The sequence below is a fragment of the Psychrobacter sp. LV10R520-6 genome (assembly GCF_900182925.1).
In the GTDB taxonomy this organism is placed as follows: Bacteria; Pseudomonadota; Gammaproteobacteria; order Pseudomonadales; family Moraxellaceae; genus Psychrobacter.
The window spans coordinates 510,048-524,222 of the sequence record NZ_LT900024.1; the positions used below are offsets into that span (position 1 = coordinate 510,048).

At 43.5% G+C, this 14,175-nt stretch carries 9 protein-coding genes and 2 tRNA genes; 7 read left to right on the forward strand and 4 right to left on the reverse strand.

Annotated features, from left to right (window positions below):
- Nucleotides 1-23: 23 nt before the first annotated feature.
- The 4 genes from U1P77_RS02255 to U1P77_RS02270 all read right to left on the reverse strand — a co-directional run bounded on the left by U1P77_RS02255 (nucleotide 24) and on the right by U1P77_RS02270 (nucleotide 2,915).
- Nucleotides 24-1,697, reverse strand: a complete 1,674-nt coding sequence (locus U1P77_RS02255) for a phosphoethanolamine transferase (protein WP_321155802.1) — start codon at nucleotides 1,695-1,697, stop codon at nucleotides 24-26.
- 153 nt (nucleotides 1,698-1,850) lie between these two features.
- Nucleotides 1,851-2,486 (reverse strand): DedA family protein, encoded by a 636-nt coding sequence (locus U1P77_RS02260; protein ID WP_321155803.1) that lies wholly within the window; start codon nucleotides 2,484-2,486, stop codon nucleotides 1,851-1,853.
- A 222-nt stretch (nucleotides 2,487-2,708) separates the two neighbouring features.
- Nucleotides 2,709-2,785: transfer RNA gene (locus U1P77_RS02265), tRNA-Asp, on the reverse strand.
- Nucleotides 2,786-2,839: 54 nt separating this feature from the next.
- Nucleotides 2,840-2,915 (reverse strand) — tRNA-Val (locus U1P77_RS02270).
- A 369-nt stretch (nucleotides 2,916-3,284) separates the two neighbouring features.
- Here U1P77_RS02270 and U1P77_RS02275 point away from each other — a divergent pair.
- The 7 genes from U1P77_RS02275 (at nucleotide 3,285) to U1P77_RS02305 (ending at nucleotide 14,133) form a co-directional block, all read left to right on the forward strand.
- A complete protein-coding gene (locus U1P77_RS02275; RefSeq protein WP_321155804.1) occupies nucleotides 3,285-4,916 on the forward strand; it encodes a cardiolipin synthase in 1,632 nt (543 codons plus the stop codon).
- A 118-nt stretch (nucleotides 4,917-5,034) separates the two neighbouring features.
- Nucleotides 5,035-6,750 (forward strand): tetratricopeptide repeat protein, encoded by a 1,716-nt coding sequence (locus tag U1P77_RS02280; protein ID WP_321155805.1) that lies wholly within the window; start codon nucleotides 5,035-5,037, stop codon nucleotides 6,748-6,750.
- Nucleotides 6,751-6,927: 177 nt separating this feature from the next.
- Nucleotides 6,928-8,622 (forward strand): 3-deoxy-D-manno-octulosonic acid transferase, encoded by a 1,695-nt coding sequence (locus U1P77_RS02285; RefSeq protein ID WP_321155806.1) that lies wholly within the window; start codon nucleotides 6,928-6,930, stop codon nucleotides 8,620-8,622.
- Nucleotides 8,623-8,745: 123 nt separating this feature from the next.
- Complete coding sequence (locus U1P77_RS02290; RefSeq protein ID WP_321155807.1) at nucleotides 8,746-9,540, forward strand: 16S rRNA (uracil(1498)-N(3))-methyltransferase; 795 nt, start codon at nucleotides 8,746-8,748, stop codon at nucleotides 9,538-9,540.
- Between the two features lie 235 nt (nucleotides 9,541-9,775).
- A complete protein-coding gene (locus tag U1P77_RS02295) occupies nucleotides 9,776-10,885 on the forward strand; it encodes an extracellular solute-binding protein (RefSeq protein ID WP_321155808.1) in 1,110 nt (369 codons plus the stop codon).
- A 69-nt stretch (nucleotides 10,886-10,954) separates the two neighbouring features.
- Nucleotides 10,955-12,643: an ABC transporter permease gene (locus tag U1P77_RS02300; protein ID WP_321155809.1), complete on the forward strand. Its 1,689-nt coding sequence runs from the start codon at nucleotides 10,955-10,957 to the stop codon at nucleotides 12,641-12,643.
- Nucleotides 12,644-12,780: 137 nt separating this feature from the next.
- Complete coding sequence (locus tag U1P77_RS02305) at nucleotides 12,781-14,133, forward strand: ABC transporter ATP-binding protein (RefSeq protein WP_321155810.1); 1,353 nt, start codon at nucleotides 12,781-12,783, stop codon at nucleotides 14,131-14,133.
- The last annotated feature ends 42 nt before the right edge of the window (nucleotides 14,134-14,175 follow it).

Here is a 14,175-nt window from a genome sequence, read left to right on the forward strand (position 1 = left end):
GCTTAGCTATAATAAAAGAATGTTTAATTAGCAGATTCAAAAAAAGTGGGTGCTGCTGTAACTTCTTGAGTAGTAATACCAAAAAAGCTCAGTAAAGTTGGCGTAATAAAATCATGAGATACCGGCTGATTGGTCATATCAGATAGACTGTCAGAATTAATACTATTGTCTTTGGGAGACCAGATAATTACTGGTACCTGCTTTTGGGCATTTGGCGCAATACTGTAGGGAAGGCCATGCAAATAGATGTTGTTTTCACCCAAACTCTCCCCATGATCACTAATATATACCATCACCACATCATAATCTTGCTGATAGGGTTTTAGCGTATCGATAACGGTATTTAAAAAGTAATCGGTATAACGAATCGCATTGTCATAACCATTGATGACGGACTGGGCATCACATTTTGAAAGCTCGTTAGTCATACATACCGGCTTGTATTCCTCAAACGCTTTGGGATAGCGTTTGTAATAAGCAGGGCCATGATTACCCATCTGATGCAATAAAATTAGCGTATCTTTTGGTGCTGCGTCTGACTTTACTAACTTATCAAAACCGTCAAGCATACCAATATCTCGACATTCACTATCGCAATTAGGATTTACCTCGGGGGTTTTATAGTCCTCAAAAGTCACTCGGTCTGCCACACCTTTAGAGTTAGAGTTATTGTCTCGCCAAATAACATTAACGCCTTGCTTATTTAACGTATCAAGCACATTTTCGTTATACTCAGCAGTATCGACATCGTAGTCTTCTCTATTGGCATAACTGAACATGCAAGGCACCGAATACGCTGTAGATGTCCCGCAAGAAGTCGCATCTTTAAAACTATAAATATCTGGTTGGCTGGCGAGTAGTGGCATCGTATCGCGCTTATAGCCATTCAAGCCAATATGATCAGCGCGAACCGTTTCTCCTACTACAAATACCATTAGCTTAGGCTTCGCATTGCCGACAGTATTTGTCCGCTTAGCATCTACAGCGTGAGCAGTCATCGTATCAGGGCGATTTAGCTCATCCATGTAGTCCATACCGAGCTTAACAACTGAATAGATGGGCGTAATTGGATTGGTATAGCTACGCACTAATTTATGTTGACGAAAAAAGCTGGCGTACTGATCACCGAATGGCAATAGGCAGACTGCTATTAGGGCAATAGACAGTATCAAAGTGGCTGTCTTTTGCAATATTGCTCGACGCCAAGAAGGACGCTTTAAACGAATTTTGCTAATAATAAAGGCTGGTAGTACGCCTAATAACAGCAGTCGAATAATCAAGCTTGGTGCCATCAATCCCATCGCTTCAGCTTGATCGGTTTGCAAGCTATTGACCAGCATATTACGGTCAAATATCGTTCCGTAGGCATCGGTAAAATAGCCACAGATTGCAGCAATAATCACCATTGCAATCAATACTACCTTTGCCGTTGGTCGATAGCATAGCAGTTGGAATAGCAACCACATCAACCCAAACAATAAGCCAGTAAGAGAAACTATAAAGCCGATATTATCAGCGAACGGATAGACAGTTAATACTTGCTTAAAAAAGCCAATATTTGCTGTAGCGACCAAATACAGTGCAACCACTATGATCAGGTAATTAAGATTTATCTCACGATGGTAGAATTTGCTTATATAGCCGTTTTTACTATCAGCTTTAGTAACATTGATGCTAAGTGCTTGAGGTATTGACATACACGGACTTCTTAATAGAATGAGAAAGGGTGTCATTCTTTAAGGTAGCAGGTGTGGTGTTAAGAAAATGTTAAGCTGGTTGGGCTTGAAAAGTGGTTTAGAGCTTGAGTCAAAAACTATGAGAGCTGAGTATTCAATGAGAGATTTTTAGCATTAGATATCGGTTGTATTGAGCTGGTTATGAGTAGACCGTCGGCGTTTGATAAACCAACCTATGATAATCATCACAGTAAGTAGCAAGAAAACTTTGGAATATGGCGCGAGTGTGGCTTCGATAACTTCATAATTGCTACCGAAGTGATAGCCTGCAAGCGTTAGTAAAGTTATCCAAATGCTTGATCCTAAAGCAGTGAGTAGCAAAAAAGGAAGCATCGGCATTTTATTCATACCTGCAGGAATAGAGATAAGCGAGCGAATGCCTGGCACCATGCGTCCAAAAAATACCGTTTTTTTGCCATGTTTATCAAACCAATGACTCGAAGCCAGTACGTCATCAGACTTGACAAACACATACTTGCCATATTTTTTAGTAAATATCATTAAACGCTCTTCATTGAACAAGCTTCCCAGATAATACAAAGGTAATGCTCCAAGCACGGTGCCAAGCGTACCGGCTAGTATGACTACTATAAGATTTAGATCACCTCTTGCCACTGCAAAACCTGCTGCTGGCATGATAACTTCAGAGGGTATAGGGGGGAAAACATTTTCGGCAAACATGGCAAAGATGATACCGAAGTAGCCAAACTTTGCCATAATAGTCAGCACCCATTCGCTAATTTGGTTCATTGTGAACGCTCGCTAAATGATTGAAGAAGACTAGCGTAGCAAGTTAGATGTTAAAAAAGGGTTAAGATTAGAAGTGTTATTAGATATGTTTATCAGATCATGGATGCTTCAATTCTAAATATTTAAAATAACAGACACAAAAAAACCCCAAACAAAGTTATGTTTGAGGCAAAACTTGCTTAAACTCGAAAGTCTAAATTCGTTTTAGCTTTTTACTAAATATGGCGCAGCGGACGGGACTCGAACCCGCGACCCCCGGCGTGACAGGCCGGTATTCTAACCAACTGAACTACCGCTGCTTAGGTCGTTTTAGCGTCTTGCCCTTATAAATAGGACCCACTTCGCTAAATGAGTGGTGGGTGATGACGGATTCGAACCGCCGACATTCTGCGTGTAAGGCAGACGCTCTACCAACTGAGCTAATCACCCTGAGAAGCGTTAAAAAATTGCAGTGCAATTTTAGCTTCGCAAGAGAAATCCTTTAAATAGGATTTCTTAGAAGTTTGACTATCTAAAGGTGTCATGCTCTAGAATCATAAAATTTCCAACAACCTAGAACTGTTTAAAGCCCCTTGCTGTGGGTGTGTATTATATACATTTACATTGGCCTGTCAAATATTATTTCACATATTTTATAAAATGGTCGCTATTATGTGGCAAAGGTAAATGATTAGGGGCAAAGGCAGGCTACACAGTTGCCTATTGTGTGACTGCCAAAAGTTACTATACTAGTAACGTTTTAGTAAAGGTGCTTATATTTAGTTGGTTTTAATTAATGAGTCGTATTGGTTGATGGAGGTGAACATAAAAGCTTTAACTACTGAGTCGCAACTTGCAGCGTGGTCGTGGGGCGACTTTGCAGGGTACGGTCTCATATTGAACATTATCTTGATGGTGGTGCTGACCCTACGTATTGTTTCGGTGCAGCGCAACATTGGGGTAGCCATTGCGTGGATAGCCGTGTTGTATACGCTACCTCTAGTAGGGCTGTTTGCTTATATTTTGGTGGGTGAGCCCATGATTGGTCGCCGTTATCGTCAACGGATGGAACAGGCAGGCCTCATTATGAATGAGATGGCAGAGCGTGAACGTTTGGTTTTTGATAAAGGCCAAGAGCTACTGCCTGAACACTATCGCGGTGTTAGCCAAATGGGCACCCGCTGGACAGGGTTTGGGGTATTTTCAGACCATGATATGCAGCTATTAACTCACCCTAATGCTATTTTTGAGCTTTTGATTGATGATATCAATGCCGCTCAACGTACTATTTTGATGGAGTTTTATATTATCTATCCGAAGGGGCAGGTACTAAATGTCATACAAGCGTTGATGGCGGCCGCTCAGCGCGGTGTAGAGTGTCACCTTCTCATAGATAGTGTGGGTAGCTTTAGTTTCTTTAATAGCGCCGAGCATAGGGATTTAGAACGTGCTGGCGTTTTTGTGCACCAATCGCTGCCAGTAGGTTTATTTAAGACCTTATTTAAGCGTTCTGATCTGCGCAATCATCGCAAGATTATGGTTATTGACGAATATATTGGTTATATCGGTAGTTTTAACTTGGTCGATCCCAAGTTTTTTAAGCAAGATAAAGATGTCGGTCAGTGGATTGATGTGGCGATACGTAGTGTCAGTCAGCAGCCAATAAGTATTGCCACTGCGATGGCTAAGGTAGTGGTCACTGATATTGGCGCTGAGAATAGTGACAATTTAGATGCGTTGCATCAACGAGTTAACAACTATACTCGTAAATTATACGTGTTAGATCCGACTATTAACGATATGAACAGTCGAATAAAGGTGCTAGATGATGGCGTAGATCATTTTGAACAGCTTAACACTGGGTCAACGTCGATTGTAATTCCGCAGATGCCGGTGGTAAAAGGTGTGGTAGCGCAGCTGATTCCTTCAGCACCACAAGTGACCGCACATGTGATTTATAATACTTTAGTAACCATTATCCACCGCGCTAATAAACGTATTCAAATCACCACGCCATATTTTGTTCCTGATGAAGCTTTATCAGGAGCGTTAGTCACAGCGGCTAAGCGGGGGGTCGAGGTCACGCTGATTGTCCCTGAAAAGGTCGATTCGTTTTTGGTACAGCATGCTTCGCAAGCTTATTATCAAGAGCTGTTAGAGGCGGGGGTGACCATTGCGCTATTTAAAGGCGGCCTGTTACATGCCAAAACAGTGATTATCGATGATGACTATTGTCTATTTGGTACGGTCAATATTGATATGCGCAGCTTTTATTTAAATATGGAAGTTAGTTTGGCGATTTATACGCCAGAAATGGTCGCGCAGGTTGCTGACTGTCAGGAGTCATACTTACAAAGCTGTCGTTTTATGGGCTTAGAAGAATGGGAGCAGCGCCATGATTATAAACGCTTATTCGATAATGTCGTACGCCTGTTTAGTCCCTTGCTGTAGCAGTTTATTGTAGCCATTCAAATTTTAGGTTAAGGTAAGCTCCTACTATTTTAGTATAGTCGCCGTCGACTCATTACTGCCACTGCCCACTTATTTCATCAAAGGATACGCTTGCCTCATGCCTGCTATATCTGCTTCTTCCTTAACGCCCCTCGACTATACTGCAGAAGATTATTGGCAAGACTTCTTAGCTAGGCGTTCTATCGCTGGCGGTATTGCTTATGAAGAAGCGCTGCATAACTGCCAGTTAGATGAGTCATTGGTAAGCTTACAGCGGATAGATACGCTATTATCGCAAATACGCCGTGATAGGGTTAAAGCGGGTACATGGGACGAAACCACGATACTAGCTGATGAGCGCTATCGTAATTTGCTAGTGTTTTTAGCGTTTTACGCAGGACGAATATTGGCGCGGCAGTGGCAAAATACGCCGCATTGGTATGGTCAATTTGAGCTGCGTGCTCGCTATCCTAAATTAGCAATGACAACTGATGACTTTTATCAGCATATGGCGGTTTTGTACAATGACACCTCCGTTTTCATTGCTGCTACCCACGATACAAATAGCAATGAAAGTGAAGACAACAATAGAGATGAAAGTAATAGAGCTGATAGTAGTTATAAAAACTATAACTATAAAGCAATTGCGCCCGTATTTTTTGCCTTAGAGCCAATAGGGCTGCGTCTGTTTGGTCATATAGATCGGCAGTTTGAGGCAGTACATGGGGGACAAATAGCCAGCGGCTTATATCAAGCAGTTATCGCACGGCTACCCAACGTCACTGCTGATCCTGTGACTGCTGATCAGACTTCTACTGTGCCAATTGCAAATGCCCGTTTAAATACAAACTCAGACGTAAGCTCCAAGACAGGCTTAAACGCAACCCAAGCTGTCACGCTTGCTAAGACCACAGAAGGTGACGTTTTACCTGAAATGGATTCCAAAGACGCTTCCAACATTGCTCCTAAAATTACTCATAAAACTGCTCTTAAAGTAACCAGTGTTACGACAGATAAGAGGTCAAATAGTTCTGCTGGCGATACGCTTAAACCAGTAGACAATCCGGTTGATAAAGTTTCTGCTAATAAAGTTCCTATAACTCCCACACTAGTCGCTGTGACTGATGCTGGCTCATCTGGCGACGAGACTCATGCAAAATCAATTCTAACTGAAGATTTATCTTCACTACCAAAAAAAGTAGCTCCTCTCGTAGCACCGCCAACGCCTGAAATTTTTACCCAACTGCTCACAAAGCTAGATGAGATTGAGGTAGCACAAACTGCCGGCAACGATGACTATCAACAAGCGCGAAAAATTCTCGACCAGTTTGAACAACATATCGCTAAGCAAAATAAGCCACGTGCACAAGTCATTTTCTCCGAGTCCCATCAAGCTGCAAAGCAACAAGCTCTTATGCAGTTAAAAATTTCTGCTGACCTTAGTAATACCGCTGCCATGCTACGCCTTGCTATGTATGAACTGTTAGATGAAGGGCTGACAACAGGTAATGAAAAAGGTAAAGACACTGGCAAAGAGGCAGGGGTTGAGTGGATCAAGCAAGCTGCTAATAAAAAAGACAGCCGCGCCCAGCGCTTGCTTAGTAGAATGTACTATCAAGGGATAGGTTTGCCGCAAGATATTAATAGTGGTAAACACTGGCTTGAGCAAGCGGCAGAAAATGGTCACGTAGAAGCAGCCAGTCTCGTTGGGCAGTGGCAGCAAGCGCAAACGTTGATAACGACACGCCAGCAGGAGCAACATAGCCTTAAGCGCTATCAATTATTGATTGGCGCTGTGATAGTAGCCGCGTTATTGTTAATCATTTTTGTATAACAGGACTTTATTTACAGTACTGGATTTAAAGATCTGTTTTTAAATAGCTAGGTTTAAAAACCTTAGTTTAAAAGGTTATTGTTAAGCGCTAATTTCAGGTAGAATTAACGCATTTTTTGACGCCATCTTTTTATTATTTTATTCATTACTTCATCCATTATTAACCCGGGCTTTTGCATGCCATCTTTTCATTTACCTCCACAGCCGTCTACCAAGCGCGATTCGCTCGCGCCTGTCAATCAGCTAGACGCTATCTCAGTACCATTAACCACACGCACGCCTAGCACGCCACCTTGGTATTATCGATTTATTATTACCTTATTAAAACCACTATACCGCCTGCAAGTATGGCGGCGTTCGCATAAGCGTGATAATTATCAGCAAGAGGTTGCACAGCGTTTTGGTAAACATTACCCACCGCGTCCCGTGGCCAATGTCAGCACTGATGCTAACAAAGCAGATGTTAATAATTTTAACGTTATTAATAGCTTCGATGTTAATAATAAAACCATTTGGTGTCATGCGGTCTCTTTAGGTGAGACCAATACGATTGCGCCATTATTAGACGCTTTATTAGCGCAGGGCTATCAGATATGGCTGACCAATACCACGCAGACCGGTTTTGCTCGGGGTGCTAGCCGTTTCGCAGATGATATTGTTCAAGGTCGACTGAGTCACAGCTATGTACCAGTGGACAGTCCGGTAGTGATTGAAACCTTTTTGGCGCATGTGCAACCAGTCGCTGCGCTGTTTGTAGAAACTGAGCTATGGGCAAATATTCTAGTTAAGCTCTCCGAGCATCATATTCCAAGTATCTTAGTCAATGGTCGCTTATCAGCAGCGTCTTTTACCCGCTACCAAAAAATTAGCGCGGTGAGTCGCAGCATGATGCAAAATCTGACCTTAATCATCGCCCAAGATGATGAATCTGCTACGCGTTTTCGGCAGTTGGGCGCTTATAGTGCACAGATTCGCGTGGCCGGCTCGCTTAAATGGGTTATTAATAGCCCTAAAATTGATGTTAAAATCACTGATATAAAAGACGATAATGACGTTATACAGAAGCAAATAGAGAAGCAAGAAAGTGGTATTGAGAGCGATATTGAAAATGGTGTTGAAAGTGGTACTGAAAGTGACATAGGAAACGACCCTAAAGCTGAATTAGAGCAGTTGAAACAGTTAGACCGTCCTATCTGGGTGGCAGCAAGCACACATAGCGGTGAAGAAGATACCGCGCTGTCATTACAACAGCAGCTATTATCAATAACTGCCCTTGCTGAAACTTTATTAATTATCGTACCGAGACATCCTGAACGCTTCGATGAAGTGGCAGACCTTATTCAAAAGTCAGGGTTACAAATGGTGCGCCGTAGTAATCAGGAAGCCATCAGAGCGCAGACGCAAGTTTATCTGGCAGATAGTATGGGTGAGCTCATGCACTGGTACGCATTGGCTAATGTGGCATTAGTTGGCGGTTCATTGGTTGATATTGGTGGACATAACCCTGTTGAGCCGGCGAGTGTGGCAACGCCTGTATTGATGGGACGCTATACCCAGTCTTGTCAAAGTGTGGTGGATAAGCTTGCTAGCGCTGGCGCGCTGTATCAGCCGAGCAATCATTTTTATCGACCTATTACTATTGATGGCCAGCCAGTCGAGCAGGATAAATCCGAACCCCTTCTGCAAGCTGCGGATGCTGATGATAGCGTTCTTATTTATGAACAACTGCAGTTTTGGCTCAGTCATCCGCAACTAGCGTTGCTGGCAGGGCAGGCAGGGGAGCAGTTGACCTTACAGCAGCAATCAGTACTTACTCGTCAGCTTACTATGATTGAAGAGGTTGTTAAGCAATTTTCGAGCAGTGAACTGTAAGCTTTATGCATGATTGTTCACCGCTGTTTTTAGTTACTGCTTCAAGTTACCTCTTTAAATCATTAGCTACCAATCATCTGCTTCTACCCAACGCTCACCACTTATTATTAAGCGACATGCTGTATGAACTGTATTTTATTGCCAGCGGCTAATTTTTCGCTAACACAAGCTCTAATTGATGCGCCTAGGCAAATCGAGCATATTAATAAGGTCTTAGGCGCACAAATCGGTGATACGTTAAAAATTGGCCAACTTGGTGGCCATCTTGGTACTGCTGTCGTTGATGCGATGACGCCTGCTAAGATTCAGCTTTGCGATGTACAGTTGACTATTGAACCGCCTCCCAAGTTAGATGTCACCGTAGTTTTGGCATTGCCGCGCCCAAAAGTTTTGCGGCGCCTAATTATGGATATGACCGCGCTGGGTGTGCGCGATATCGTCCTTATTAATAGCTATCGTACTCAAAAAAGCTATTGGCAAAGTCCCTTATTAGCGCGTCTTGATGAGTTTGTATTAGAAGGGTTGCAACAAGGCGTCGATACCCTTGTTCCGCGTATTACCCTACAAAAACGTTTTAAACCGTTTGTCGAAGATGAGCTGGCAAGTTTAATAACCAATCGTGCCATTGTGGCACACCCTTATAGTGAGCTGTCGTTAGGGCAGTATTTACAGCAGTATGCTCAGCCTACAGTAGTCTATACTTTGAACAGCGCTGCAAGTATTTCTAATCAAGAACATGAGCAATCACATATGAAATCGGCCTTGCCTAGTGTGGTCTTTATTGGCGCAGAAGGGGGCTGGATTGACTACGAGATTGAGTTGCTGGCGGGGCAAGGTTGCCAAACGGTTAATATGGGGCGGCGAGTATTACGAACAGAGGCCGCTGTAAATGCGCTTCTTGGACAGTGGCTACTATGAAGTTTATGGCAAAATATTACCATTAAATATCCTTTTGGTGAGTGTTTTGGAGACAGAGTAAACATGTAAATTACAGGGTTATATAAATGTATTGATAACTAATATCATTTGTATTAGTATATCACCTTCAGTTTTTATTATTTACTCATCAGCCTCTTTTCGGTTTTTTTATCCATTAGCCGTTGATTCTATAATTTTACTTTACCTATTTATCGCACTATTTATGGAGAAAACCATGTCGTTGAATGCGATTACAGCCCCTCTATCTTTTACCCGCCCTGTCAAAGCCACTTTATCTGTTGCTGTATTTAGCATGATGTTAGGTTTGGTAGGTTGTAATAAAGCGGAAACGCCTGAACAAAGTGCTGATGCCGAAACGCCAGTAGAAACGACTGCGACGACTAACAATGATCAAGTGGTTACCATTTACTCTTCACGTAATGAGCAGTTAATCAAGCCATTATTAGATAAATATACCGAAGAAACGGGCGTGAAGATTGAGCTGATCACCGATAAAACCGGCCCACTCATGGCGCGCCTACAAGCTGAAGGTACAAATACTCCAGCAGATATGCTACTGACCGTTGATGCCGGTAACTTATGGCAAGCGGCGCAGCAAGACTTATTGCAACCAGTCGCTTCTACTATCTTAGAGAGCAACGTACCTGCTAAATACCGTGATCCAAAAGGTCAATGGACGGGTCTGTCTCTTCGTGCCCGTACTATCTTCTATGATCCAAGCAAAGTCGATGCCGCCGAGTTATCCACTTATGCAGATCTAGCGGATCCAAAATGGAAAGGTAAGCTATGTTTACGTACCTCGAAAAAGGTCTATAATCAATCACTCGTTGCTAGCATGATGGAGCATTTAGGCGAGGAAAAAACCGAACAAGTCATTCGCGGCTGGGTCGATAACTTAGCCACCGATGTGTTCAGTGATGATACCCGCATGCTAGAGGCTATTGCTGCTGGCCAGTGTGAGGTTGGGATTGCCAATAGTTATTATTATGGTCGTATACTGGATGAAAAACCTAACTTCCCTGTGAAAATATTTTGGGCAAACCAAGAGTCTACAGGGACTCATGTAAACATCTCTGGTGCCGGTGTGGTCGCAAACTCAGACAATCCTGATGGCGCGCTTAAGCTGATGGAATGGTTATCGTCTGATGAACCACAGGGTATTTATGCCAGCGCTGATAAAGAATATCCGGTAAAAGCGGGTATTGATGAATCGGATATGCTCAGATCATGGGGCGAGTTCAAAAAAGACGACATTAATGTACAGAAATTTGGCTCACTGCAGACCCAAGCGATCCAAATGATGGATAAAGCCGGATATAAATAACCGCTGGTCAGTAAGTTTATAGGATGTTATGGGTCATGGTCTTTATGCGTCTGATATGGTAATAATTTTATGATGACAATGCCAGAAGCGTCTGCTAGTAAAGACAACACTGTCAACGATAATAGTAATGGTAGTGATAATAGCAACCAGGCTGTCAGCCAAGACCACGCAGTCCGCAAACGTATTATCTCGAAATCAGTCTTAGGACTGATTTCGTTGTTTATGCTAATACCGATTTTAGTGGTGCTTTTATCGTGGACGCAACCTGTGGCAGATATCTGGACCCACATGCGTGAGTATGTGCTGCCGCAAGTGCTCAAAAATACCGCCATTTTATTATTAATGGTCATAACGATTTCCGGTAGTATCGGTACGGCGCTGGCATGGGTGACGAGTATGTATCGTTTTCCTGGGCAGCGATTTTTTTCTTGGGCGCTGATGTTGCCACTGGCGATACCGGCTTATGTGCTGGCCTTCGTCACGATAGGTATTGTTGATTTTAGCGGACCGTTACAAACCGGGTTACGCGATTTCGGTATCAGTACTGCCATACCCTCAGTGCGTAATGTCTGGGGCGCAGGTTTGGTCTTGTCGCTGGCGTTTTATCCTTATGTTTACTTGCTGGCACGCCAAGCCTTTTTGTCACAGGGGCGACGTGCGATTGAAGCGGGTCAAATGCTGGGTCTGAGTCGCAGTCGGGTATTTTTTCGTTTGGCATTACCGCAAGCACTCCCTTGGGTGGTTGGTGGTTTGTTACTGGCCAGCATGGAGACCCTTGCTGATTTTGGGGCGGTGTCCGTATTTAATGTGGATACCTTTACGACTGCTATTTATAAAGCCTGGTTTGGATTTTTCAGTTTAACGACCGCCGCTCAGTTAGCTGCTCTGTTAATTGGGGTCATATTTATCGTCGTGCTTTTTGAGCAATATTGGCAAGCAAGACGCGGCAATACCGTAACCCAAGGCAGTAACCGCCGTTTTGATGCCAGCCCTCCGGCCAAAATTGCGATGACCTTGTTGTGTACGTTAGTGTTTTTAATTGCCTTTTTAGTACCCTTCTTACAGCTGGTCTATTGGACAGCGATGAATTTTCGCCAAGATTTTGATCAGCGCTATCTTGATTTTGTTACTAATAGCCTAATAATTGCTAGTATGACCACGCTTTTTATTGCCTTTTTAGCTATCATCATTGCGTGGGTTAAGCGTCAATATCCAGATAAAACCACTAAATTGCTAACGACTTTAGCCAATTTAGGGTACGTGGTACCGGGTACGGTATTGGCCGTTGGGGTATTTATACCTATTGCTTGGGTTGATAATCAACTGATTGCTTTTGGTGTTACCTCCCATCAAGTGCTATCAGGTAGTGTTGTCGTGATGCTGCTGGCATTATCGACGCGCTTTATGACCGTCAGTTTTCAACCAGTAGACCGTCAATTGCAGCGGCTAACGGTTAATCAAGAAGCCGCCGCTGAATTGCTCAGTGACAGTCCGATACAACGCTGGCGGCAAGTGGTACTGCCCGTGCTCAGCCCAGGGGTATTAACTGCCTTACTAATGGGTTTTGTTGAGGTTATGAAAGAGATGCCCATTACTTTAATGACGCGGCGGCAGGGTTGGGATACGCTAGCAGTGCGGGTATTTGAGATGACCAGTGAAGGGATGTGGGGACGCGCCGCATTGCCTAGCTTATTGATAGTGTTGGTTGGCCTGCTTCCTGTTTGGATCTTGCTGCGTCAAAGTGACAAAACGGGTTAGATTTCCCTGTCACAAAATGATAAAAGCCTGAATAAATTATTATTTTAGGGTTATAAATACAACCCTTTATTGCACTGCTTTATTTTTACCGCTTCACTCATTCATCGCTTTTTATTTATCGCCTAATGGTGCCGTCTATGTATACTAACTTGATTAATGACTCGTCAGACCAATCAGACCCAAGGTTAGCCAAAACTAAGGCGCGATCTGCTAATTCCAAAAAAATTTCAGCGCCTACAAAGCTGCAAGCTAGAAAGCTTGAATCTAAAAACAAGCATGCAGATAACAATCAGAGTTCTAGTCAAAATAACGGCCATAGTTATCCTCATGAAACGAGTCTTGATAAAACAGGCATCCCTGATAAGCCCTATTTTAGCGTGCAGGATTTAGTCGTTGGTTATGACGATATCACGGTGGTAAATGGGCTATCGCTGACCTTACAACAAGGTGAAATTGGTTGCTTTTTGGGCTTTAGCGGCTGTGGAAAGACCACAGCGTTGCGCGCAATTGCAGGTCTAGAGCCAACGCGCCTTGGAACGACTAGCTTAAATAATCAGTGCTTAACTGAGCAGACGGCGCGTACGTCATTTGCGGTGGCACCCGCCAAGCGTGGTATGGGTATGGTGTTTCAAGACTATGCGCTGTTTGGGCATCTAAGCGTTGCCAAAAATATTGCTTTTGGTCTTAATAAGTGGTCAGCTGCTGACAAAAAAGCACGGGTCGCTGAGATGCTTGCTCTCGTTGAGCTGTCTGAGCATGCGGATAAGCGGCCAACTGAGCTCTCAGGTGGTCAGCAGCAGCGGGTGGCTTTAGCACGAGCATTAGCACCGAAACCTAAATTACTGTTACTTGATGAGCCATTTTCTAATCTAGATGTGTTGCTGCGTGAGTCGCTAGCGATGAGCGTTCGCGATATTCTTAAACGTACCAATACCACTGCAATTTTAGTCACTCATGACCAAAACGAGGCCTTTGCATTGGCGGATAAAGTGGGGGTCATGCACCAAGGTAAGCTGGTACAGTGGGCGACTCCAACTAAGCTATACCATGAGCCAGTCAGTCCTTTTGTTGCTGAGTTCGTCGGCGAAGGCGCGATGATAGATGGCATCATTAAAGAAGGCCATGTTGAAACCGCGCTTGGCGATATTTACCGGCGGATGGAAGTATATGATGCAGCAGGGCAGCCACAGTACTGCGAGTATGACTACCCTAATGGTACGCTAATCAAGGTGCTGGTGCGCCCTGACGATGTCATTCATGATGATGACAGTACACAAACAGCACTGGTGGTTGGACGCGTATTCCGTGGGGCAAACTATCTATATCGCTTGCAATTAGATGACGGACAAACGGTATTGGCTTTGGTTTCCAGCCATCATAATCATGATATTGGCACGCGTATTGGTATTTTACCGATGCTTAAGCATGTGGTGGTTTTCGATGAAAAGAATATCAACGCCACCACGTGGTCAGAATATGATATGTCATAAGGTATGGTTAAGCTTATATAAGTGTTGATCGGTATCTAACAG